The 21491-nt window shown below is 37.5% G+C and carries 20 protein-coding genes; 2 read left to right on the top strand and 18 right to left on the bottom strand.

Features of this window, described 5'->3' with window-relative positions; translation table 11 throughout:
- Window positions 1-84: 84 nt before the first annotated feature.
- The 7 genes from JOC73_RS03815 to JOC73_RS03845 all read right to left on the bottom strand — a co-directional run bounded on the left by JOC73_RS03815 (window position 85) and on the right by JOC73_RS03845 (window position 4605).
- Complete coding sequence (locus tag JOC73_RS03815; RefSeq protein WP_204400537.1) at window positions 85-555, bottom strand: hypothetical protein; 471 nt, start codon at window positions 553-555, stop codon at window positions 85-87.
- 128 nt (window positions 556-683) lie between these two features.
- Window positions 684-1064: a type II toxin-antitoxin system PemK/MazF family toxin gene (locus JOC73_RS03820; protein WP_207755048.1), complete on the bottom strand. Its 381-nt coding sequence runs from the start codon at window positions 1062-1064 to the stop codon at window positions 684-686.
- The gene (locus tag JOC73_RS03825; protein ID WP_204400539.1) at window positions 1036-1311 is read right to left on the bottom strand and encodes a CopG family ribbon-helix-helix protein; all 276 of its coding nucleotides are present in this window, start codon (window positions 1309-1311) and stop codon (window positions 1036-1038) included. The genes JOC73_RS03820 and JOC73_RS03825 overlap by 29 nt, the downstream gene beginning before the upstream one ends.
- Window positions 1312-1525: 214 nt before the next feature.
- Window positions 1526-2698, bottom strand: a complete 1173-nt coding sequence (gene alr, locus JOC73_RS03830) for an alanine racemase (RefSeq protein WP_204400540.1) — start codon at window positions 2696-2698, stop codon at window positions 1526-1528.
- A 78-nt stretch (window positions 2699-2776) separates the two neighbouring features.
- Window positions 2777-3397, bottom strand: a complete 621-nt coding sequence (locus tag JOC73_RS03835) for a LolA family protein (RefSeq protein WP_204400541.1) — start codon at window positions 3395-3397, stop codon at window positions 2777-2779.
- Window positions 3398-3420: 23 nt separating this feature from the next.
- Complete coding sequence (gene acpS, locus JOC73_RS03840) at window positions 3421-3798, bottom strand: holo-ACP synthase (RefSeq protein ID WP_204400542.1); 378 nt, start codon at window positions 3796-3798, stop codon at window positions 3421-3423.
- Window positions 3799-3978: 180 nt separating this feature from the next.
- Complete coding sequence (locus JOC73_RS03845) at window positions 3979-4605, bottom strand: coiled-coil domain-containing protein (protein ID WP_204400543.1); 627 nt, start codon at window positions 4603-4605, stop codon at window positions 3979-3981.
- Window positions 4606-4837: 232 nt separating this feature from the next.
- Between JOC73_RS03845 and JOC73_RS03850 the strand changes: the two genes are divergently transcribed.
- Both JOC73_RS03850 and JOC73_RS03855 read left to right on the top strand, forming a co-directional pair.
- Window positions 4838-5782 carry a hypothetical protein gene (locus JOC73_RS03850; protein WP_204400544.1) on the top strand — a complete coding sequence of 315 codons (945 nt, stop codon included), beginning with the start codon at window positions 4838-4840 and terminating at the stop codon, window positions 5780-5782.
- Window positions 5783-6036: 254 nt separating this feature from the next.
- Entirely contained in the window at window positions 6037-6294 is a 258-nt protein-coding gene (locus JOC73_RS03855; RefSeq protein WP_204400545.1) for a hypothetical protein, read from the top strand.
- Window positions 6295-6697: 403 nt separating this feature from the next.
- On the opposite strand, the gene JOC73_RS03860 is transcribed toward JOC73_RS03855, so the two are convergent.
- The 11 genes from JOC73_RS03860 to JOC73_RS03910 form a co-directional block, all read right to left on the bottom strand.
- Window positions 6698-7051 carry a type II toxin-antitoxin system death-on-curing family toxin gene (locus tag JOC73_RS03860; protein ID WP_204400546.1) on the bottom strand — a complete coding sequence of 118 codons (354 nt, stop codon included), beginning with the start codon at window positions 7049-7051 and terminating at the stop codon, window positions 6698-6700.
- 1 nt (window position 7052) lies between these two features.
- Window positions 7053-8072, bottom strand: a complete 1020-nt coding sequence (locus JOC73_RS03865; protein WP_204400547.1) for a DNA-binding protein — start codon at window positions 8070-8072, stop codon at window positions 7053-7055.
- Window positions 8073-8197: 125 nt separating this feature from the next.
- Complete coding sequence (locus JOC73_RS03870) at window positions 8198-8326, bottom strand: recombinase (RefSeq protein ID WP_204400548.1); 129 nt, start codon at window positions 8324-8326, stop codon at window positions 8198-8200.
- A gap of 17 nt (window positions 8327-8343) precedes the next feature.
- On the bottom strand, window positions 8344-9675 hold the full coding sequence (locus JOC73_RS03875; protein WP_204400549.1) for a recombinase family protein: 1332 nt from the start codon (window positions 9673-9675) through the stop codon (window positions 8344-8346).
- Window positions 9676-9835: 160 nt separating this feature from the next.
- Window positions 9836-10690, bottom strand: coding sequence for a deoxyribonuclease IV (locus JOC73_RS03880; RefSeq protein ID WP_204400550.1), 855 nt, complete (start codon window positions 10688-10690; stop codon window positions 9836-9838).
- Between the two features lie 226 nt (window positions 10691-10916).
- The gene (locus JOC73_RS03885) at window positions 10917-11693 is read right to left on the bottom strand and encodes an ABC transporter permease (protein ID WP_204400551.1); all 777 of its coding nucleotides are present in this window, start codon (window positions 11691-11693) and stop codon (window positions 10917-10919) included.
- Window positions 11677-12651, bottom strand: a complete 975-nt coding sequence (locus JOC73_RS03890; protein ID WP_204400552.1) for an ABC transporter ATP-binding protein — start codon at window positions 12649-12651, stop codon at window positions 11677-11679. The genes JOC73_RS03885 and JOC73_RS03890 overlap by 17 nt, the downstream gene beginning before the upstream one ends.
- A gap of 119 nt (window positions 12652-12770) precedes the next feature.
- The gene (locus JOC73_RS03895; RefSeq protein WP_204400553.1) at window positions 12771-13220 is read right to left on the bottom strand and encodes a CBS domain-containing protein; all 450 of its coding nucleotides are present in this window, start codon (window positions 13218-13220) and stop codon (window positions 12771-12773) included.
- 78 nt (window positions 13221-13298) lie between these two features.
- Entirely contained in the window at window positions 13299-16886 is a 3588-nt protein-coding gene (gene addA / locus JOC73_RS03900) for a helicase-exonuclease AddAB subunit AddA (RefSeq protein ID WP_204400554.1), read from the bottom strand.
- Complete coding sequence (gene addB, locus JOC73_RS03905; protein ID WP_204400555.1) at window positions 16879-20271, bottom strand: helicase-exonuclease AddAB subunit AddB; 3393 nt, start codon at window positions 20269-20271, stop codon at window positions 16879-16881. Before addB ends, addA begins: the two co-directional genes overlap by 8 nt.
- A 183-nt stretch (window positions 20272-20454) precedes the next feature.
- On the bottom strand, window positions 20455-21426 hold the full coding sequence (locus tag JOC73_RS03910; RefSeq protein ID WP_204400556.1) for a 3'-5' exoribonuclease YhaM family protein: 972 nt from the start codon (window positions 21424-21426) through the stop codon (window positions 20455-20457).
- Window positions 21427-21491 lie beyond the last annotated feature (65 nt).

Here is a 21491-nt window from a genome sequence, read left to right on the forward strand (position 1 = left end):
TGTAGTTTAGATATATTTTCTCCATAAAAAAGACTCCCTTGACGTTTCACTGGGAAGTCTTCCTTTAAAGTCTTCAAGATATTCTTATTCAATCCTATAAGTACCCCTCACCATGAATACAGTGGCAGTTTGGGCTTCAGCACCTCTTCCATCAGCCCTTGGAATAATCAGTAGATTGTTCATTGGAATTTTCTCTCCCATACGAATATCCACCCCAGCTGTAACATTTGATAAACCACCACCCGGTGAGTCTATTGCAACAGCAGCTCCACTTCTTAGGATAATTTCTGTTCCTTGACCGGCAATCAATTTTTCACCAGCCTTTAGATTAACTACCTCCAGACTGTCTCCTCCTGTTGAAGGGGTTGTCCGAATTTTTTCATCAACATATACTTTTACTTCATTAATTTTTTGCTCCACAAAAGACAATGTTACTAAAGGGTCCTCCGTAGAACCAGGTTCTTGATTCATTGCATAAACCAATTGTCCTACGATAAACACTGTTCCACATATGGTCATTAGTGAAAGTAGTATCTTTTTATTATTCCTCAACATAAGTCAGTCCCCTCCCGTTTACAAATGGATTTATGTAATCATTATACTACAATTACAACTGGATTTGAAGTACACACACAAAAAGACCTAAGAAAATCTTAAGTCTTCTCCTACCTAAATTTAGTTTTTTAAAAGTCAACTAAGCCCAAGCTGATCATCAATGCATCATTCACCTTTTCCATCATTTCATCATCTATATGACCTATCTTTTCTTCTAGGCGTCGCTTGTCAATGGTCCTGATCTGTTCCAATAAAATTACAGAATCCTTTGGTAATCCATAATCAGTTGCAGCAATTTCTATATGAGTCGGTAGCTTAGCTTTATTTATCTGTGATGTTATGGCAGCAATAATTACGGTTGGACTATAGCGATTTCCAATATCATTTTGGATAATCAGCACTGGTCTAACGCCCCCCTGCTCGGAACCGATGACAGGGCTTAAGTCTGCATAATAAATATCTCCTCTTTTAACATTCACACTATTCACACTCCGCCATTTTGACCTCATAGTTTTCTAACGAAGATATATCTAAACTCAATCCTAACTCCGCTAAAGAAAGATTAATCGTTGCCATTTCCTGATAGCCTTGCTTCATCTTTTCTCTAATCTCAACTTTCGTTTTCTCCCTTATATACAATTGCATTGCCTTACGAATAAACTCACTTCTGTTGGTTTTTTCATCACATACAATTGAGTCTATTTCCTTTAGTAGACTATCGGGAAGGCTTATCATAATTCTTTTAGAATCAGCCATTGCGCACCTCCTAGAATTATTCAGAATCAAAAAATTAGATAATGGCTAAGTAGCTGATTATACTTTCCATTAGTATTTTTATATATGGATAATATATATCCCATTATATATATTCATTTAAAGTGTGTCAATATAACCAAGTATTTATACAATCTATCGTAAAATACTGTACGATTTTTTATCTTTTTTATACTTACACTTCATCCATTCTTTTTTATTCTATCAAACTATCCTTAACGTGTAAAAGGTTATTATTTTCCATATAGATCCGTGGAATCCGTTCTCCCACCATACAGACTATTTCATAGTTGATGGTTCCAAGTTTTTTTGCAATTTCATCTACTGTATTTCCTATAGATGGGTCGTTGCCAATGATAGTAACTTCATCCCCCATCTCTACATCTATACCAGTAGCATCTGCCATAGCCTGATCCATACAAATTCTACCTACAACTGGTATCTTTTCATTCTTTAAAATTACCTCAGCTTTGCTGGTCAACATTCTAGTAAATCCATCGGCATACCCAATTGGTAGGGTAATAATTTGTCTTGTGCTGGGAGTCTTGTAGATATGTCCATAGCTGACACCTGTATCGGCTGGTAGTACTTTTACTTGTGCCACCTTTAACTTCAATGTAATAACTTGCTTCAACTTTACGTTTTCATGACTCACCTCTGGAGATGGGTATAATCCATAAAGCATAATACCTGCCCTCACCATATCCAAATTCATTTCTGGTAAATCTATAATGGCAGCACTGTTGGATACATGCTTAATAGGGATCTGATAGCCTGCCTCCTCCAGCTGTTGGGCTAACTTCATATATCTGTCAAACTGCTTTCTCGTTATCGTTTTATCCTTCTCATCAGCTGTGGCAAAATGGGTATACATACCCTCTACTAAAATATTGGGCAAGTTAAAAATAGCTTCAATATCATTGAAGGCTTCCTCAGGTGGATAAAAGCCAAGCCTTGACATTCCAGTATCCACCTTTATGTGAACCTTCATCATCTTCGTCATTTTTGAGGCTGTTTCTGAAAACACCCTTGCCTGTTGGAAGGAATACACAGTCTGGGTCAGGTCATGCTCCAGTATACGCTCTCCATGCTCCTCTGGTGTGTAACCCAAGACTAAGATTGGTAGGTCTACTCCACCTTTTCTCAATTGTATCGCCTCTGTTAAGGTGGCTACAGCAAAACAGTCGGCTCCATTTTCCTTTAGGGTTTTTGAAATTTCCACTGCTCCATGTCCATATCCATCTGCCTTAATGACACAACAAATCTTTGTATCCTTCTTGGTTACCCTCTTTACCTCATTGAGATTGTGCTTGATATGATCTAAATTTATCTCTGCCCATACAGGTCTAAGTAATTTCTTCCCCTCCATTAAAGTGCTCCCCCTTGTGTAGATGTTTTCATTTGCTTAGAATATGTATTCAGAAAACATGTTCAATGTATATACTCATCAGTTTAGATTAAATAGGCTATCTTCTAGCTTAGGGTTATATACAAAATCTTCGTAAAGTACTCTAAATCTAACTTTTCCTTTTTCATCCACAATATGTAGATGACTTGGGACCAAGGTTTTTAAATCAATCCACAGTTTTTGTTCATAAAAATAATAACTGCCACCAGGTAGAGAAGTGGTAATAACCCCGTAGCTCTTTCCTTCAATCATTTCCCGTTCAACCCTTGAGTCCTCAGAATTTAATAGATTCCTCATAAAATATCCAATGAACATTAGTTGCTCCTGTGATTGCTCAAAGTCCTGCATCCTCCATACTTGGTTGATGGCGGGATGTTTGATCCATGCAGTCTTTCCATTTGAAATGGTTAAGTTCCCCTTTAGATTTTCTGGAGCTAAAATCTCCAAACGATATTTGTCGGGATTTTGAAAGGTTTGTTGAAAAATATACTCCTTTTCCTCGGCGTCTCTTTGGACGTAAATCTTTGCTAAAGTTGTATAGCCTTCCATCTCATTTAATTTCTTTTGTGCTTTGTAATAAAGTTCTTCATCGGTGGGGGTCTGACAAGCTATCAGTGAAAATAGTAAAATCAGTACTAAAGCAGTCTTTAGGAACTTCAAGCGTAACCCTCCCTATGAAATTATTATTCCCCTCCCAATGCTATAGCTTGGGCTACAGCATTAAATCGACTATGGGAAATGGAAATTAAAATATCCTCTATACCAATATCATATGCGATTTTCGCCCCATTATTATGCAATTTTACATAGGGCTTGCCTAGTGGGTCCTGGTAGATCTCTACATCCTTCCATTTCATATGACGAAAACCTGTCCCTAAAGACTTCACCACAGCTTCCTTTGCTGCAAAAAATCCCGCTATTGTCGAGGGACGAAAGTTTTTTTCTTCGAAAATTCCTATTTCATCCGAGGTGAAAAAACGTTCAATGAACTTACTATTCTTTTCCATTGCCTCTTTGATGCGTTCAATCTCAATCATGTCTATACCGATTCCTTTAATCATATACACCCTCCTACATTATCTATCCTACCATTTTTTAATTGTTTTTAAAATACTAAAAATTTAAACTTTTTAAATAGTCCTATTGAAATACACAAAAAAAGAAATCCTTTTTCATTTGGATTTCTTTCTATTGAACTTTATAATATACTATTTTAAAAGTCAACTCATTCTACTACCTATCTATTCTTCCTCTTTCTTAAAATAATGTATATCCAACTTCTCTATTTCCTCATGTCCAATCATGGTATGTAAATATGAATACAGATAACTGAGTTTGTTATCTAGACCTTCTTTATTTTCCCTTAGAACATTTAAGCGTTCCCTCAATTTTTCAATTTCTTTATGAATCTCATCCAACTCCTTTTGCCCCTCCAATAAATCTTCATAGGCAATCTGGACTGTTTCCTCCAATAAATCTCGATTGAGGGCTTCAATAGCCGCAGGATACTCCTCCAGCTTTTTATACAACTCCTCTAATTCTTCAGCAACCTTGGCAAAGTCCTCCTTGTATTTAAGTAATTCATCTATGGAATCCTCTGCACCCTTTGTGTTGATTTTATCCGACATTACTAAAATTTTGGCCGTCAATTCTCTTTTCAATTTTTTCTTCTCTTCTAAGGTCTTCATGCACCTGATTTGCTCCAGCAATAATTCCTCCAGCTGTTTGCTGGAGATGGTAATAGATTTATTAGATTTTGTGGCGAAAACATCCCTCCAACTTTTGTCTTTAATCAGTATGGGGACATTGTTCTTTTTGATAATATTTTTATCGAGAAGAATTTTCTTTCGTTTTCTACTAAAAAACATAACTGGCCTCTTTTCTATATCTTTATTCTTATCTTTATTATTCACTATCGACTATTTTCTATATATACTTTAGTGTTTTCAGCCAGTTCTTAGGACCCATTTACATATTTTAAAGGAAAACAAACCCAATGATTCCATACGATTTAACTTCTTTAAAGATATTTAATGCATTATTTTTAAATAAGTGTAATTTTTTTAACTATATTGGAAAAAATATTTTCGAGGTGATAGGATGGGAAAATATTTTAAAGTTCTAATGATTTCTTCCATGGTTTTGATTTTAGTAGTCGGTTCTCTATCGGGTTGTGGCGCGAAACCGGAAAAACCAGCCCCAAAAGAAAAAGAAAGTAAAATTCCAGAAGTACCAGAAATACTAACAGAGAAAGAAATGACTATTCTCTCCACCATGCATACGATTGATGGTATAAAGGGTGTAGAAAAGGCAAAAGAAAAAATGGAGCAAGAGAAGAAAAAAATCTCAGAAGAAAGTGAAGTAGATCAAAAGAAAGAGGAAAAAGATCAAGCGGCTCAAAAAAATATTAATCTAAAAATGCTAATTGAGGAAGAAGCCATGATTATTCCAGTATTAAAAGAAGAAAAAGTTGAGGATGAAATCATCAAGCCAGAGGCTCCTCCATCAGACCCAGAGGAAGTATGGCATAAGGTGGAAGAAAATGTTACAAAGCTCCATCGTCAGTGGAATGTGTTGGAGACAAATCTTCAGGATGTAAAGGTTTCTCAAACGAAAGCAGAAGAGTACGAAAAATTGATGGATGAAGCAACAAAAAATATTTCAGATAAAAAAATTGAGGAAAGTCTGATGTCCCTTAATGAATTAACCAATTACTTAGCAGAATTCCGTAACTATTTTAAGAGCAAGGTTCCCTATGAAATCTATAAGTTGAAGTATCTGACCCGTAAAATTGCCCTTTTAGCCAGCGCCGAAGACTATGAAGCTGCCCTAGAGGAGACAAAAAAGTTAGAGGAAGTAGCTAAAGGTCTAAGACAAAAAATCATAGAAAAAGACGGAGAAAAAGTAATTTCAAAATACGAATTATCTCTACAGGACCTACAGCATGAGTTAAAGGCTGAAAACCAACAAATAGCCCAAATTAAGAGTGCTATCGTTATGAAGAACATTGAGTTAATGATTCCTCTTTTTGAGAGTGGACAATAAGATTAAAACCCAGCCCTACCCATCGGACTGGGTTTTTTTATTCGACTCACTAATTTTCTCAGACCTCATCAATCTAAAAATTATCATGTTCTCAACCCTGTGGATATGCTGAATAATGCTGATAATATGATTTGCTTATTTTTCGTGCAAATTCATGGTCTATTAGATACCTCATACAAAATTAAGTTTTATAATGGTAAGAAAATTGGTTTACAAAATTAACAATACGAGATAATCGAAAGGAGGTGTAAACTATGAAAAGAATAGGACTGTTAGTAACCCTTTGCTTATTACTTATTATTGGATGTGAAACAAGAGTGCCTTTAACATCTACCATTTCAGCGGATAAAATAGTAATTCTCCATGGAGTAAGTAGCAAAGCCTCGGTGATAACTGATGAGCCAAGTATTCTGGAAATATTGAAACTGTATACTAAAATCCAATCAAATCCCATCAGTAAGAATATAAATCCAGTTGACTTTTATACTGTTATATATTACCAGAATAATTAAAAAATAGCACAACTTAAAATTCAAAATGACAAAACTATCAATTCATCCTATAATATTGTTCATAAAATATATAAGCAGAATTAAAAGATTATGCCTTCTAGCATCCTAAGTTGCAAGTACTTACATAAGGACTGAAATCTTGGTTGCACAGAACTCAGTCCTTTCAAAATTTTATTATAAGGTAGAGTGAACCACTACCTTCTATCATTTATCCCTTATATATCTTTACTGTACACTCGACATGCCTCAGAACGTTGGTAGTGCTGGGTTATACTCTGCTCACTATTCAACGCTATCATTCTAATTTGCTAGTATCACTAATCTTTAATAGCATTATAAATGTCAAGTTTAATTTCTTCATTACTATCATATTCACCATCATATATTAACTGCATTATTTTCTTTAATAACTTTTATCTATTTTTCCTGCAGCAACATGGTAACTGATATTTTCCATCTTTCCTATAAAATCCTTAGCTATAAGCATATATCCGTTCTTTAATAAGAATTGTGTTGACAACGTAATAGCAATTCTTTTATTGCCATCTGCAAAGCAATGAAATTGGCAAGTACAATAGAACAAATGCGTTATTTTATCAACAAAACATGGATAGTAGTCATCGTTTTGTATATGTTGCAATACGCTATCCAACTTATTAGAATCAATACATTGAGTAATTCCACCACCACTATTTTCTACAGTTTTACTATGAATTTTTAAAGCTTCATCTATTGTTATATAGGAGTATGAATTCATATTATTCACGCTCCTTCAATCTTTTCAACACATCTGCATTATCCTTCATAAGTTTTTCAATTTCATCTCCCTCTGTTCCCAAGAAACGTTGGTATTCATCAGCTTCTAAAGGTTTTATATATTCTTCTAGTTGTTTATGGAAAGCATCCCTTAACGCTAAATCTCTACTCGCCATCTTGCTTCTTCCCCTATTTATAAGTGGCTTCCAATGTGGTAAACTTTCGAAATCCTGAAAAACTTTATCAGTCTCCCAATTTGTTAGTTTTCTTCCTAGTCTTTGATATTCCTTTTTAATATTCTCAGCTAAACCACATTCATAAGAAGCTACCAAATCCAAAATCTCAGCATAAAGAGTATCTCTAATTTTATCCCGACTTTGCAACTTAAGAATTTCTCTGTACTCCTTAGCTTTTTCTTTAAAGATGCTTTGATAAATCATGTCTGTATATCTAGCATATTTATAATTATTCATATCAACATAATCTCTTAATGCATCTGTAAATTCTCTACGATAATTTTCTTCTCCTAAAAAAGCTCCAAGAAAATCTTTATCTCGTTGATTAATATATTTTGTTGCACCACCTGTTTTTTGATTAATTATATCAATAACAATATCGAGCATCATCTGTCGTAAAACCCTAGCATTTTCACTCTCTACTAAAAGCATTCCAATATTAAGAAAAGCCCTAAAATCATATATTGCTAACTGTGGGATCGACTTCCCGACATTAATGTCGGGAACCTCCTGTCGTTCAATTTCTGAAATAAACGATTTAAGCCTTTTACCCTTTAATATCTCATATCCATTATTTTTAAGTTCATCTGAAAATTTTGATGAATATCGCTCTACTGTTCTAATATCAATACTGTAGAACTCTGCAACCATTTCTTTTGTAAAGGTAATTTTACCCTCAAACAATACACCTCTTATATTCGCTTCTTTTTGGATTTCATTCAAAGCAACTTGATTATTTAATATATTTTGTCTATCAATTTCTGAACTTGTTAAATCTCTAGGCATTTCTTCACTCCTTAACTTTAAGTGGAATAACTTTCATAAAAGTAAATAAAAATACTGAAAAGAGGATCTTCTCTTCTCAGTATATATTATGAGGTAATTAATTTCCACATCCATTTTACATTATTCTACAATTTCTCCTCTATCCTCATCCCACTCTTCAAGACAAAAATAAAATGCCTTTGTGAGAGAACTTCTATATTCTCCACCAAGGCATTAAAAATATCATCATCAAATTCTTCTAATAGTCCATCCATGCTATCCAACACTTCTATTATCTCATTAACCCTTTCCTTGTATCCCTCGCTAACTTTATATCCCTTTCAATCTGTGCCTTATCATTCCTCAACTCTTCTAGTTCATGGGCTATCCTATTATTTTCTTCCATATAAACTTCTATATCTATTTGTCCCTTGGAGTTCAGTTTGATAAGCCCCTTGAGTTCTTCCTTCAAGGCTTCAATTCTACCCTCTATTTCCTGTACCTTACTATCATCAGTCCTCTTAGCCAGTACCTTTTCTATATTATCCATCAAGGCTTTAATAAAATCCTCCTTATTACTCTGCATTTCATTGAATATCTTTATAAAAGAATCCTTGAGAAGTAGGTCATCAACTGCCTTGGCATCGCAGGTGTCTTTTCCTTCTTTTATATATGTCTTACATTGCCATACTATCTTCTTAGATTCCTTATTGCTGTTCCACATCCTCCGTTTAAAGGTATCCTTGCAATTCCCACAAACTATCTTACTACTGAAGGCATATTTATTGGAGTATTTATTTCGATCACCCCTAACATTGCTTGCCAAGGCTCTCCGTTCCTTTTCATCCTGTACCCTTTCAAAGACCTCTCTTGGGATTATGGCTTCATGGTTATCTTCTATATAGTATTGATCGGCATAGTTTTTATTCTTCACCCTCTTATGGCTTAGAAAATCCACTGTGATAGTTTTCTGTTGAAGCAAGTCTCCACAATATTTTTCATTGGTGAGGATTATTGTAATGGAGCTATCCCACCATTTCTTATTTCCTGTGACGGTTGGGACATTGTCCTTTTCTAACCCTTTGGCTATTGAATGGTAACTCTTCCCCTCAAGGTATCGATATATCCTTCTAACAATTTCTGCTTCCTTTTCATTGATGACTAGATTGCCATTTTCATCTTTATCATAGCCAAGGAATCTATTGGTATTGCAGAAGACCTTTACATCCTTGAATCCCTTTACAATTCCCCATCTAGAGTTTTCTGATATACTCCGTGACTCCTCTTGGGCTAGGGAGCTGAATATTGTCATCATTAATTCCCCTGAAGCCTCCATCGTATTTATTCGTTCCTTTTCAAACTCAATGGCTACCCCTATCTCCTTTAATTCCCTTGAATACTTTAATACATCTACTGTATTTCTACCAAACCTTGATATGGACTTGGTGAGGATTAAATCAATCTTTCCTGCTTTGGCATCCTCAATCATCTTTTTCAAACCTGTTCTTTTCTTGGTATTCGTTCCCGTAATTCCTTCATCGGTATAGATATCTACTACAGTCCAGTTGGGGTTTTCATTAATGAAACTGGTGTAGTGGCTGACTTGCCTCGTACAAGCAAACATAACCGAGCCAATCCCCATGTTTAGAAAAAATAAAACCCACAGGAACAAAGCATAAATTATACATGTCTCCTGTAGGTATTTAATCTGTTTCAAATTAAAGTTTTTTCAAAGGTTTGATTTTTAAATTACTAACTCTTTGTTTTTTTGTGAGGGCTTTTCATCAGCCTCGAAGGAGGGATATTTCTTCTTTGTATAAATTAGTCTTCTTATCCAACCAAGGCGTCTCCAACAGACATGGTTTGCCTTTAGCAACCTCATGGTGCACAATATATTTGATTGCTTCTAATCCAATATGATCTCTACCCTTTGGATTATCCTCTGTTGCACCAATGTTGGCGTGGCGGTCCTTTTTTGAGCCCATTGGATTTAAGGAACCATTGATGTGGAAAATTTGCAATCGGTCTAATCCTATGATTTTATCAAATTCCTCCATTACACCGTCAAAGTTATTAACGATATCATAACCTGCATCATGGGTATGACAGGTATCAAAGCAAATAGAAAGCTTCTCAGGTATCTTTACTTTTTCGATGATCCTGGCTGCATGTTCAAAACGATAATTTAGCTCTGAACCTTTTCCAGCCATCATTTCAAGGGCAATGGACACCGTTTGATCCTTCGATATGGCTTCATTTAATCCCTCGATGATACGCTCTAGTCCCTTTTCTTCACCTGTACCTACGTGGGCTCCTGGATGAATGACGATATATTTTGAACCCATTGCCTCTGTCCTTACAATTTCCTCCCTTAGAAAATCTACCGACATTTGGAAGGTATCCTCCTTTGGCGAGGCTAGGTTAATAATATAGGGTGCGTGGACAATAAAATCCTCTATTCCATGCTCCTTCATGAGCTTCTTTCCCTCTTCAATAAACATATCTTCAACTTTTCTTCTTTTTGTATTCTGGGGAGCTCCAGTATAAATCATAAAGGTATCCGAATGATACTTAATGGCTTCCTTTGCCGCTGCCAATAGCCCCTTTCCCGATACCGATACATGGGAACCAAGTTTCATAATCACTTTCCTTTCTTATTTCGTAATTTATTGCATAATTTTCTATATTTATTCTGTCTTTATGCAGTGACGCAGAAGATGAAGACTTTTCCTAAGGAATAGCCTGTTCAAAAGCCTTTAGATTCAAGAAACAAGAAGTACCAGAGAACGTAGCGTATACAGTAATACGTGAGGGTTCTGGTACTTCGCAGTGACGCAGAAGATGAAGACTTTTCAACAGGCTAGGTTAGTACTGCCCCAACATTCCCCTTCGTAGTACTTCCTTCTCCGCCAACTTGTAGAGTAAAATCCCTAGACCCAAATAAAGCAATGAGTTTAAAATCAAAAACAGCCAGTCCCCACTGGAGAACTGTAGAATAGAAATCCCATCCCTCATGATTGCCATAATTAATTCACGGGCATGGACAAAGGGTAAAAACCTTACTACTGGAATTTCTGTAGGTGAAGCCACCATTACCCCAACGATGATAAACTGGGTTGCCCCTAGGAGGTTTTGAATTCGTTTAAATAACAAGCCTAATCCTGCCATAATTAAACCCACCCCATATAGACCAAATAGCCCGATTAGAAGGGTTGTAAAAATACTGATTATATCCATATGTAGCTGTATACCCGTAATGAATAACTGGATCTGAATTATCAATAAAAACATAATGGAAAAAATCACTGTGGAAATGATATTTTTACTAATCAAAAGCCATGTAAAGGGTAATTCCGTCATATATAATTGCTCTAAAGTTCCTTTTCTGGCTTCATCAATGATGGAATGGGCAGTGTCGGAAAATGCCCCCATAGCCATAAACCATAAGCCATAACCGATTAAAAAACCCTCTAGACTTTCATTCAAGGCATAATTATTTTGGCCTATGTATTGGGCACCCCTGAATAGGGCTGTAAAGATGGCAATATAGATCACCAACCCAATCAAACTATTGAACCAATAACGTTTTAATTCAATCCATTCCCGCTTGGCTATGGCCACAAAACTATGAAGATATCTCATGATTTCCAGCCTCCTTCACCAAGTTGATAAAGATATCCTCCAAACGATTATTCGTCCTCTCTATGAATCTTAATTCTGCCCCACTATCCCTCAGCATTCCCATAATATCATAAAGTCCATTGGGGTTTTCAAGGGTGATTAAGTATGTATAACCATTGTTGGTATCATTTCGAAGGCTGATGGCTTTTGCAATCTTAGCAACCCTCTGTTTAATTTCAGAAGTCAATTGATTCTTCAACTGAAGAAGGTAAAAATGCTGATTGGTCAATCTCATTAGATTTTCAACAGTGTCATGAACTATGGTCTTCCCTTGGTTGATAATCACTAATCGGTCACAGGTTTCCTCCACCACCTGCATGTCATGGGTGCTGAGAAGAATGGTCTTCCCCTCTTCCTTGGCAATGGTCTTTAAAAGTCCCCTGAGCTCGTGGCTCATTCCCACATCCAACCCAAGGGTAGGCTCATCCAACAGGATGATCTCCTTATCGGTAACTAAAGAAATGGCTATGGCCACCTTCTGTTTCATCCCTCGGGAAAGCTTGTTTACCACTGTATCCCTTTGCTCTAGCAACTGAAACTGGTGTAGGAGATATTCCATTCGTTCCTTTGATTTCGATGGAGAGAATCCATTAATTCCAGTAAAAAATTCCAGATTTTCCTTCACCGTCATCCTCCAATATATGTTCCGATTTCCCTCTAGGACAGCACTGATATGTCGTAATCCTCTTCTTCTACTATCCTTCATGGAATACCCATTTACCCAGACATCTCCATCATCATAGTGTAATAACCCACAAATACATTTGATGGTACTGGTCTTCCCTGCTCCATTCGGACCCAAAAGCCCAAAAACCTCCCCCCGATTCACTTCAAAGGAAACATCATCAACGGCGACAAATTCCTTTTTTCCCTTCATCGGATATACTTTTTTTAGTCCCTTTACCCTTAATATCTCCATATTTGAATTAACTCCTTTTTAAAAACCTACCTCCTTTTAAAAGAGGTAGGTTTGATTGTTAATTTTGGGGTGCTGTGTTCTTGCAGTGACACAGAAGCTGAGATCTTTTCAACAGGCTTCTATGATTTTGAGTAGGCTTTGATAATATCTCTCCTGCTTACAATCCCAACTAATTTCCCGTCCTTTACAACAGGTAGTCTGTTTACCTTCTTATGGGTGATGATTGTAGCCACCTCTTCTACTGTCTCATCTTCCTTCACAACAATTACCGTATCCGACATTACATCCTCAACCTTATACCCCACCATCTTTTTAATCTGCTCCTGTACTGTATTGGGGTTGTCTAGGAAAATATAACTATCAAGAATAGTGAAATAGCTAGGAATTCGTAGCTTCTTACTTCGATAAATGATATCCCCCTCAGTAATAATTCCAACTACGTAATTTTCATCATCCACCACTGGGATCCCACTGATATTATGATCCACCAAGAGCTTGATGACGTCCTCCACAGTGTTGTCCTTCTTTGTAGTAATTACCTCTGTCGTCATTATTTCCTTTACCTTCATAAATATTCCCCTCTCCTCTTTAATATATATCTATAAGATACCCTTTTTTAGTAAATCAAAGCATGGGATCTTAAAATATTATTGCAATAGTAATGCTTCCTCCACATAGAATAAATATAGATATCGTTCCTTTACCCTTTTCCCTGTGATTTTTTCTAATGCCTCTTGATAAAGATCCAACTGCCCCCTATATTTAGCCTTCATTTCTTCAATTTTACCATCCAGTATAAAGTCACTCTTGTAATCCAATAGAACTAATTCTTCCCCCTCTTGGAAAAAGCAATCAATCACCCCTTGGATCAGCAACTCATCTTGACAATTCTCTATGCCTTCAATGACATCCACAGCCTTCTTTTTTAGATTAAAAGGGATTTCTCGATAGACTTTTGGTGCAGCTGTCAATCTGCTACCAATATCACTTTCAAAGAATTTTACTAGCCTCTCAATTTCCACCGTTTCTGCCTCTGGTTCCGTCAATAGTTCTTTAGCAATCATCATGTCTATTTCCTCTTGGATGGTATTAAAATCCTTTGGTATTTTCAAATCAAGATGCTGTAGAACAAAGTGAAGAATCGTTCCCCGCTCAGCAGGAGAAAATTCCTTTACCCCCTCCATGAACTTTGGCATACTGACCAATGGTGGTATTTTATGCCCCAAGCTTTCCATCTTCCTAAAGTGGGCGTGTTTTATGTCAGTAACAGAAAGCTTTGAGGGAATCTTCATGGCAGTATCATGGGCATATTTCCAACTTAGACGTTCCTCAAGGATAAGTTGATGGGAGGTGGCTGTATAGGTCTCTGAATTTCCAAAGTCCTCTAGCTTTTCCTTGTACTGTTGTTGCTGATTGACTTCCTCTAGTTTTTCCAGTAGTACATCCCCTCTGTTGAAGAATTCCACTGTCCATTTTGAATGATCCTCCAACATTCCTTCTCCACAAATCTCCAACTCCCCCTTGGTCCTCAGGGCTTCTCCGTCGATATGTCGCACCATGACACTCCCTACCCAATCCAAGTAACTCTTGGCATTGAAGAGGGCAAACTTCCCTAGACCCCGAGCCCATCTCTTACATTGCTTATCAATATTTTTAGTGGAACCCACCAAGATGAGCTTATCCTTTGGTCTAGTTAAGGCAACATAAAGCACCCTCATTTCCTCCGACAAACTCTCTGTCTTGATTTGATCCTTCATGGCAATCTTGGCAATGGTATCTCTAGTGGTCCTCAATTCACTATCCACAAATCTTGGTCCTAGTCCCAATTCCTTATGAAGAAGAACTGCATCATTACTATCACTTAGGTTGAAGTTTTTCCCCATACCTGCCACGATGACAACAGGGAATTCCAAACCTTTACTTTTGTGGATACTCATAATCCTGACAACATTATCGTTTTCACTGAGGATTTTGGCGGCATCCATATCCCCTTTACTACTTTGAATCTTTGCAACAAAATGAATGAAATTAAACAATCCTTTGATGGAGGTCTTTTGGAACTCCGAAGCACGATCCAGTAAAATCCTGAGGTTTGCCTGCCGTTGTTGTCCCCCTGGCATAGCTCCTACATAGTGATAATAGCCACTTTCAGTTAATATTTTCCATATAAAGTCATCCAGCTTCATATAACGGGATGATTCGAACCAACCGATCAATTTCTCTAGGAATTTTACCAGCTTATCCCTTAAATCCCCCCCATGATGGAGGACATAGTTTTCCATTGCATCATAATAGCTGTCCTGCTTGTGGGCGACTCGTATATCAATCAATTCCTCTGTAGTAAATCCACCTATTGGGGATCTCATTACACTGAGGAGGGGAATATCCTGTCTTTTATTATCAATGACCTTTAAGAGATTTAAGAATATATTGATTTCCATCGTCTCAAAATATCCTGCATTGGCATCGGCATAGGTGGGAATCCCCTCTTGTATTAAAGTCTCTAAAAGAATGGTACTCCAATTCATGGTGGTCCTCAAAAGTATGACAATATCCTTATAATCTACTTTTCTATAATCCTGCCTTTTAGCATCAAAAATCTCCATCTCTAAAGCCTTCTTGATTCGATTGGCGACAATCTTTGCCTCCACCTCGATATCCTCCATCAGCTCCAATTCTTCCTCAAGTTCTTCCCCCTCATATACCTTATCAATGATATTCAATTCAATAGAGGAGTCCTCGATAGGTGGAAAATCCGCCCCTTGATATAGATAGGCGGTTTCGTCATAGTCCACCTCCCCTAGGGTCTTGGTCATGATGTTTTTAAAGATATGGTTCACTCCTTGAAGAATTTCTCCACGGCTTCTAAAGTTCTTTGCCAAGTCAATTCTTCGATCTATGCCACCCTCCTGCAATTGATACCTTTCATACTTGTCAATGAATAGAGAAGGGTCTGCTAGACGGAATCGGTAAATACTTTGCTTAACATCCCCCACCAAAAAGAGATTGTTTGGTCGATTAATCCGTTGGATAATGGTTTCTTGAACAATATTACTGTCTTGGTATTCATCTATAAAAATATATTCAAACTTATTTTGATATTCCTGAGCCACCATTCCATCCTCTAAAATGGCTAAGGTATAATGCTCTAAATCATTGAAATCTACGATTCCCTTTTCAACCTTCTTTTGTTGAAAGTTTTTTCCAAATTCTTCTATTAGATAGCTTAAATATTTCATTAAAGGAGCGATTAAATTTAGGTCTTCAATGTATTCTTCAGGCTTCAAGGCAAAATAATCCTTGTCGATTTTTTTCAAGATATCCTTAGCTTGATCCCGTAGACTCTTGGCATCCTCCTTTAGGATGGGATCGATGTCCTTCCCTGCCCGACCTAACTTTTGATGATTTAGGGTCTTTAGGCTTTGATAAAATTCAGATAGCCCTTTGGGGAGCTTTCTTATCAGTTCCTCCACCTGTAGTAAATCCTCCTCCACCGCTGCTAAATAGCAATCAGGACCAGCAATCATACCACAGATTTCCCTAGCCTCCAACAAGGAATCTCTAGCCCCCATTAGGCGGATATTAATACTATTAATAATAGTTTTTCCCCACTGACTATCCTCCAACTCTGAGGAGTTTATATCAAAGTCCAAGGTCTTTTCCCTTAACCATTCATAAGGATTGGGCTTGCTTTGTATAAACCTAAAGATTTTCATGACCAATTCCTGTAACGGGGTATCTTCTCGACTACCACCAAAGGATTCCACTAACTCCAAAAAGTCAGGATGACTTTTTTCATATTCTAATTCAAACAACTCAGCTATGGTTTCTAAACGCAGGATTTCCGTCTCCGTCACATCCCCAATACGGAAGGAGGGGTCTATTTCAATTAAATGGAAATGACGCTTCACCACCTCGATACAGAAGGAATGGAGGGTGGTGATGGTTGCTTTATTCAACAAGATCATTTGTCGACGGATATGCTCCTCCTGTTGGGTGTTGGTTTCCAGCTCCTTGACGATGGCAGCGGCAATCCTTTCCCGCATTTCCCCTGCTGTGGCATTGGTGAAGGTAACAATCAATAGCTGGTCGATATCCACCCCATCATCTAATATCAACCTGATAATTCGTTCAACTAATACTGCTGTCTTTCCCGAACCAGCGGCAGCCGATACCAGCAGATTACTTCCTCTGGCTTTGATGGCGGCCTCCTGCTCTTTAGTCCAATTAGGCATCGGGGGCTTCCTCCCTTCCATTGATTTTTTCAAATACTTCCTCATCCTTTAAATCTTTTATGTTTCTATACTCATTATTCTCTAGGGAGGAATCAAACTGACAAATCCCTTGGTATAGACAATATTGACAAGAAACCTGCTTTCCTTTTTTACAGGGATATATTCTGACATTTCCCCTCAGCATTTCCCAGGAAATTTCCTTTATTAAATGTCGAATATGCTTCATTAGATTATTAAAGTCATCCTTCGACAATACTGAAGACATTTTTGAGATTTCATCTCCTTTGTTGAGTCTTACAGGAATGATGTCAGATGAACCTGTAATCTCCCGATCCATCTCCTTAATGACTTTTAAATCCGATAAAACTATTCCCTTCATCTTGAGCTTAGTATTGATTTCCTTTTCTACAAATTCCGCTGCTTTTTCTGTGGTCTTTATTAATGGATCATCTATTTTGAAGTAGAAAATTCCCCCAGGGTAGGTTTGATTTTTAGAATCCTTCTTCATGGACATCATAGCATCTAAATACACCAAAAGCTGTAGTTGTAGTCCGAAATAGGCATCCGTCAAACTAAAGTCCTTGTTTCCAGATTTATAATCTATAATCTTAATATATCGACCTTCTTCGTCTTCAAATATATCTACCCTATCTATTCTTCCTTCAAGATAGATCACTTCTCCATCTTCTAATTCCACAACAATAGGAGGTACTGCTTCACCTTGCCCAAAACGAACCTCCTGTCCCATTGGGGTAAATCCACCCCGCTTTAGATGTTGAGTGAGGGTCCAAAGGGCCCTTTTACTAATTCGTTTCAAACGATTCACCATATAACGGTAACGATGGCTACTTTGCAGTATACCGTTTTCAAAGTTGTCCAACATTCCTTCGATTACATGGTCTACTAATTCCTCACATTTCGGTCTTTCAATTTCTGCCCAGTTCAACCCCTCTTCCGACAATCTTTGAGTGAATAAATCCATAGAATCATGGAAGAGTTTCCCAATATCTGGGTGTCCCAATTGATATTCCTTCCGCTCCTTTGGCTTTAGACCATAGGTGACAAAATGGGAGAAGGGACAATTTGCAAATTTTTCAAGCCTCGATATACTGGCGGTGATGGGGGTAGTATAGAGCTCCTTTGCCTTGTTTTCTGGAATAAAGTAGACTTGATTAGCATGAAAGAAGGCTTCCTCCACCATTTTAACCCTTTCCTCCCACTTCTCATCATGTCGATACCATCCGTAGACATCCCACCAAAAGTCCTGAATATCGTCTTCATCTATATCCCTACGTATTCTTTCTACCAAATGCTTAAAGGTACTGTCAGGGGTTGCCACCAGTTCCAATTCTTCCTCCAACCCACTGGTTAACTCACTCCTTAAAACAACCTTTGGAAATAGTTTTTTAAAGCGGTCCATCAACATGGAGGGTCTTAGGGCTTTTCCTTCGTTATTTGCCATAGAATAACTTAACCATAGATATTCCCTTGGTTTTGTCATGGCTAAATAAATGGAGAATTTTTCCTCCAACAATCTACTATCATCATCAAACTCCAAGAGGAATCCCTTTTCCTTCAAGGATTTCCTTTCACTGCCCGATAAGATATCCTTATCCTCTCGAATGGCAGGTAGAACCCCATCATTTACCCCCACTACAAACATAGCCTTGATATCATGGCTTCTTGATCTTTCAATATTCCCTATGAGGACTTGGTCTATGGTGGTGGGGATTACCCCTATTTCACAGGCAGAAAAACCTGATTCTAATATTCTTCGATACCCCTTTAGGGAAATTTTATTATCCCCTAATATCTCTGATAACTGATCAAATATCTCCATAACAGCATTCCAGATTTGGGTGTTTTCGTTTACATAATCATAGTACCCCAGTTCCTTTAACTGATGAATCCAGTCCTCCAATTTTCCTTCAATCTTCTGGTCAACCAAGAATTTAAAGACTCCACGGGTGGTTTCTAGGACAGTTTTAGAACCGCCAACCTCCTTTTTCAGCTTGATAAAGGGAGTAACGATTCTTTCTCTAAGTTCATTTAAACCTTCAAGGTCCTCCTTTTTTTCTCCTTTATAGAAGGCCTCCATCCACTGTCTGCCACCGATCCCATACGCCAACACATAGTTCTCAAGCTTTTCATACTCATCCTTAGTTAAATCACTGAAACCCGTCTTGAGGTATCTAAAAACATCCTTATATTGTAGATTTCCTATGACAATATCTAAAGCCGCAAGAATCAACTCGATAATGGGGTGATCCATAATCCCCCGCTTTTGATCCATAAAATACGGAATCTTGTATTCATTAAAGACCCTTTTTATGATTCGACCATATCCTTCTGGGTCCCCCGATACCACCGAAATATCTTGATAGCGATATTCCTTGTCCCTTACCAATTCTTGAATTTTGATTGCCACCCGCTCTATCTCGGAATAGAGGTTGTTGGCGGCGAACAACTCTATAGCATCTGCTTTAGAAGAAAGCCGGTTGTAGGGATAGGAGTAGATTTCCTTTTCCAGGTGCTTTAATTCTGGAGATTTCATTACCTCCACTTCTGGGGAAGCCTCCAGATTTACAACCGTTTCCTTTAGCTTATACTCCTTCGCCATCCTTCTAATCTGTCCCACCGTATGGGACGGGATAGCAAATAAATCCCCCTCACGACTTTGAGGGCTTGGGTCTAGGGTAAAGGTCATGGTCAGATTTTGAACTTTCTTCATCAACTCTCCTATGATTCTAAGAATTTGGGGTGTAAAGCGATGAAATCCATCCACCCATATTTCAGCCCCCTCTAGAAATTTTGTCGCCTCTAGTTTTTCTATGAGAAGATTAATATGATCCTCAGTGTCGATATATCTATTTTCTAAATAGGAATTGAAATGGTCGTAGATTAAATTAAAATCCGTTAGTTTCATTTGAAGTAATGGTGATTCCTCCAGTTTTTTTAGTTGGAGGCTTAACTCCATTGGGGTGATATCATGTTGCTTCATTTCAGTAATCAATTCATTGATTTTGGTAACAAACCCCTCCTGCCTTGAGGCTTTTTGATAGATATTTAGTTCCTTACCGTGTTCCTCCAGCAATTTTCGAATCACCATGTTTTTCCCCATATCATTTATATGGATTCGTGTTAGTCCTCCCACCTCATTAAATACTCGATGGGCTAAACGACTAAAACTCAGTACCTCCACCTGCATGATTCCGTCTAAATCCAGCTTTTGGATTAAATCCCGCTCTGCCTGTAGTGTGAATTGCTCTGGAACCAGCAATATTAACGGATTTTCAACCTTATCTTCAATCCGTTTCTTAATCTCTTGTAATATATGATGGGTTTTTCCAACACCACTACGGCCTAAAATATATTTAATCTCCACAACTCCACCTCTTTTCTAAATAACTGATCTGCTATTTGTTAGAACAAAGTCTTCCTTCGGAAGATTTAAATGATGCCTTATGTTGAAACTCATTTACGAAAAAGTTCTCTTTTATATTAATTTAATGTAGAACTTTCCTATTCGTTATAAGAAAAACTGCCGACTTCGACAGTTTATTAATTTCTATCTTCCTTTTTTATAATAATCTGTTCCCATATTCCAAAGCTTACTGGTGAAGGTTTCTTCTGATTCCTCTTGCTCCGTCATAAAGGAAAGGATACTTTCAATATCTCCTGAAATACAGTCGGCATGATGCAAAATCTGTGCCTCTACTGTTTTCGGTAATACTGGCGAACCATACTCCAGTTTTCCGTGATGACCTAATATACCATTTAGGATAATCAGCTTGTCTTCATGGTCAAAGCCCTCTATTTCCTCCATCACATTCATGGATTTATGGGCTCCAAGAAAAATATGCCCCAACATTGTTCCTTCCTCTGTAAAACCGATGGTGGGTAGTGGTTTGTATTCAAAAATTTTAGCCCAGTCGTGGAGGAAGCACATTACGATTAGTCTTTCCTGCTGACGGGTGGTAAGTTTCTTTGTTGTGGCTACAGTATAGGCGAATTTCAACACTTCCAATACATGTTGTAGTAATCCATGATAGAAGTTATGATGGACAGATCGAGCAGCAGGATAAGTGCTAAACCTTTCATAATATTCCTCAGTAAAGATCATTTGATCCAATAGTGACTTCAAATGGGGAGCCTCTACCTTGTCATAGAAGTATCGCAGGCCCTTTTGAAGGGTATCCAATCCCCAATCACTGGTGGGAATCAAATCTGCCATTCTCACTTCATGGGAATCTAGTAGGGCAATTTGTTTACAGGTCAACTGAATTTGCCCTTGGTATTCCCCCACCATCCCCTTGATTTTTACGACAGTGGCTTCTCCTAGACCTTCAAAAAACTGTTTGTTATCTTCATATTCCCAATACTTTACCTCCATTTTTTTAGAGGTGTCCTGTATGATTAAATCAGCATACTGTTTTTCTGTTTTAGTGGTTCTTACCTTAACCTCCACCAGTAATGCCACTACCTCCACAATACAGTTGAGGTGATTTTTATTGATTTCCTTTAATAATTTAATATCCATCTAACTCCTCCTGTAATCAAACCGTATAGCAGCAATATATGATTATATCTATCAGAAAAGGCTTA

Source organism: Alkaliphilus hydrothermalis (genome assembly GCF_016908555.1).
Lineage (GTDB): Bacteria > Bacillota > Clostridia > Peptostreptococcales > Natronincolaceae > Alkaliphilus > Alkaliphilus hydrothermalis.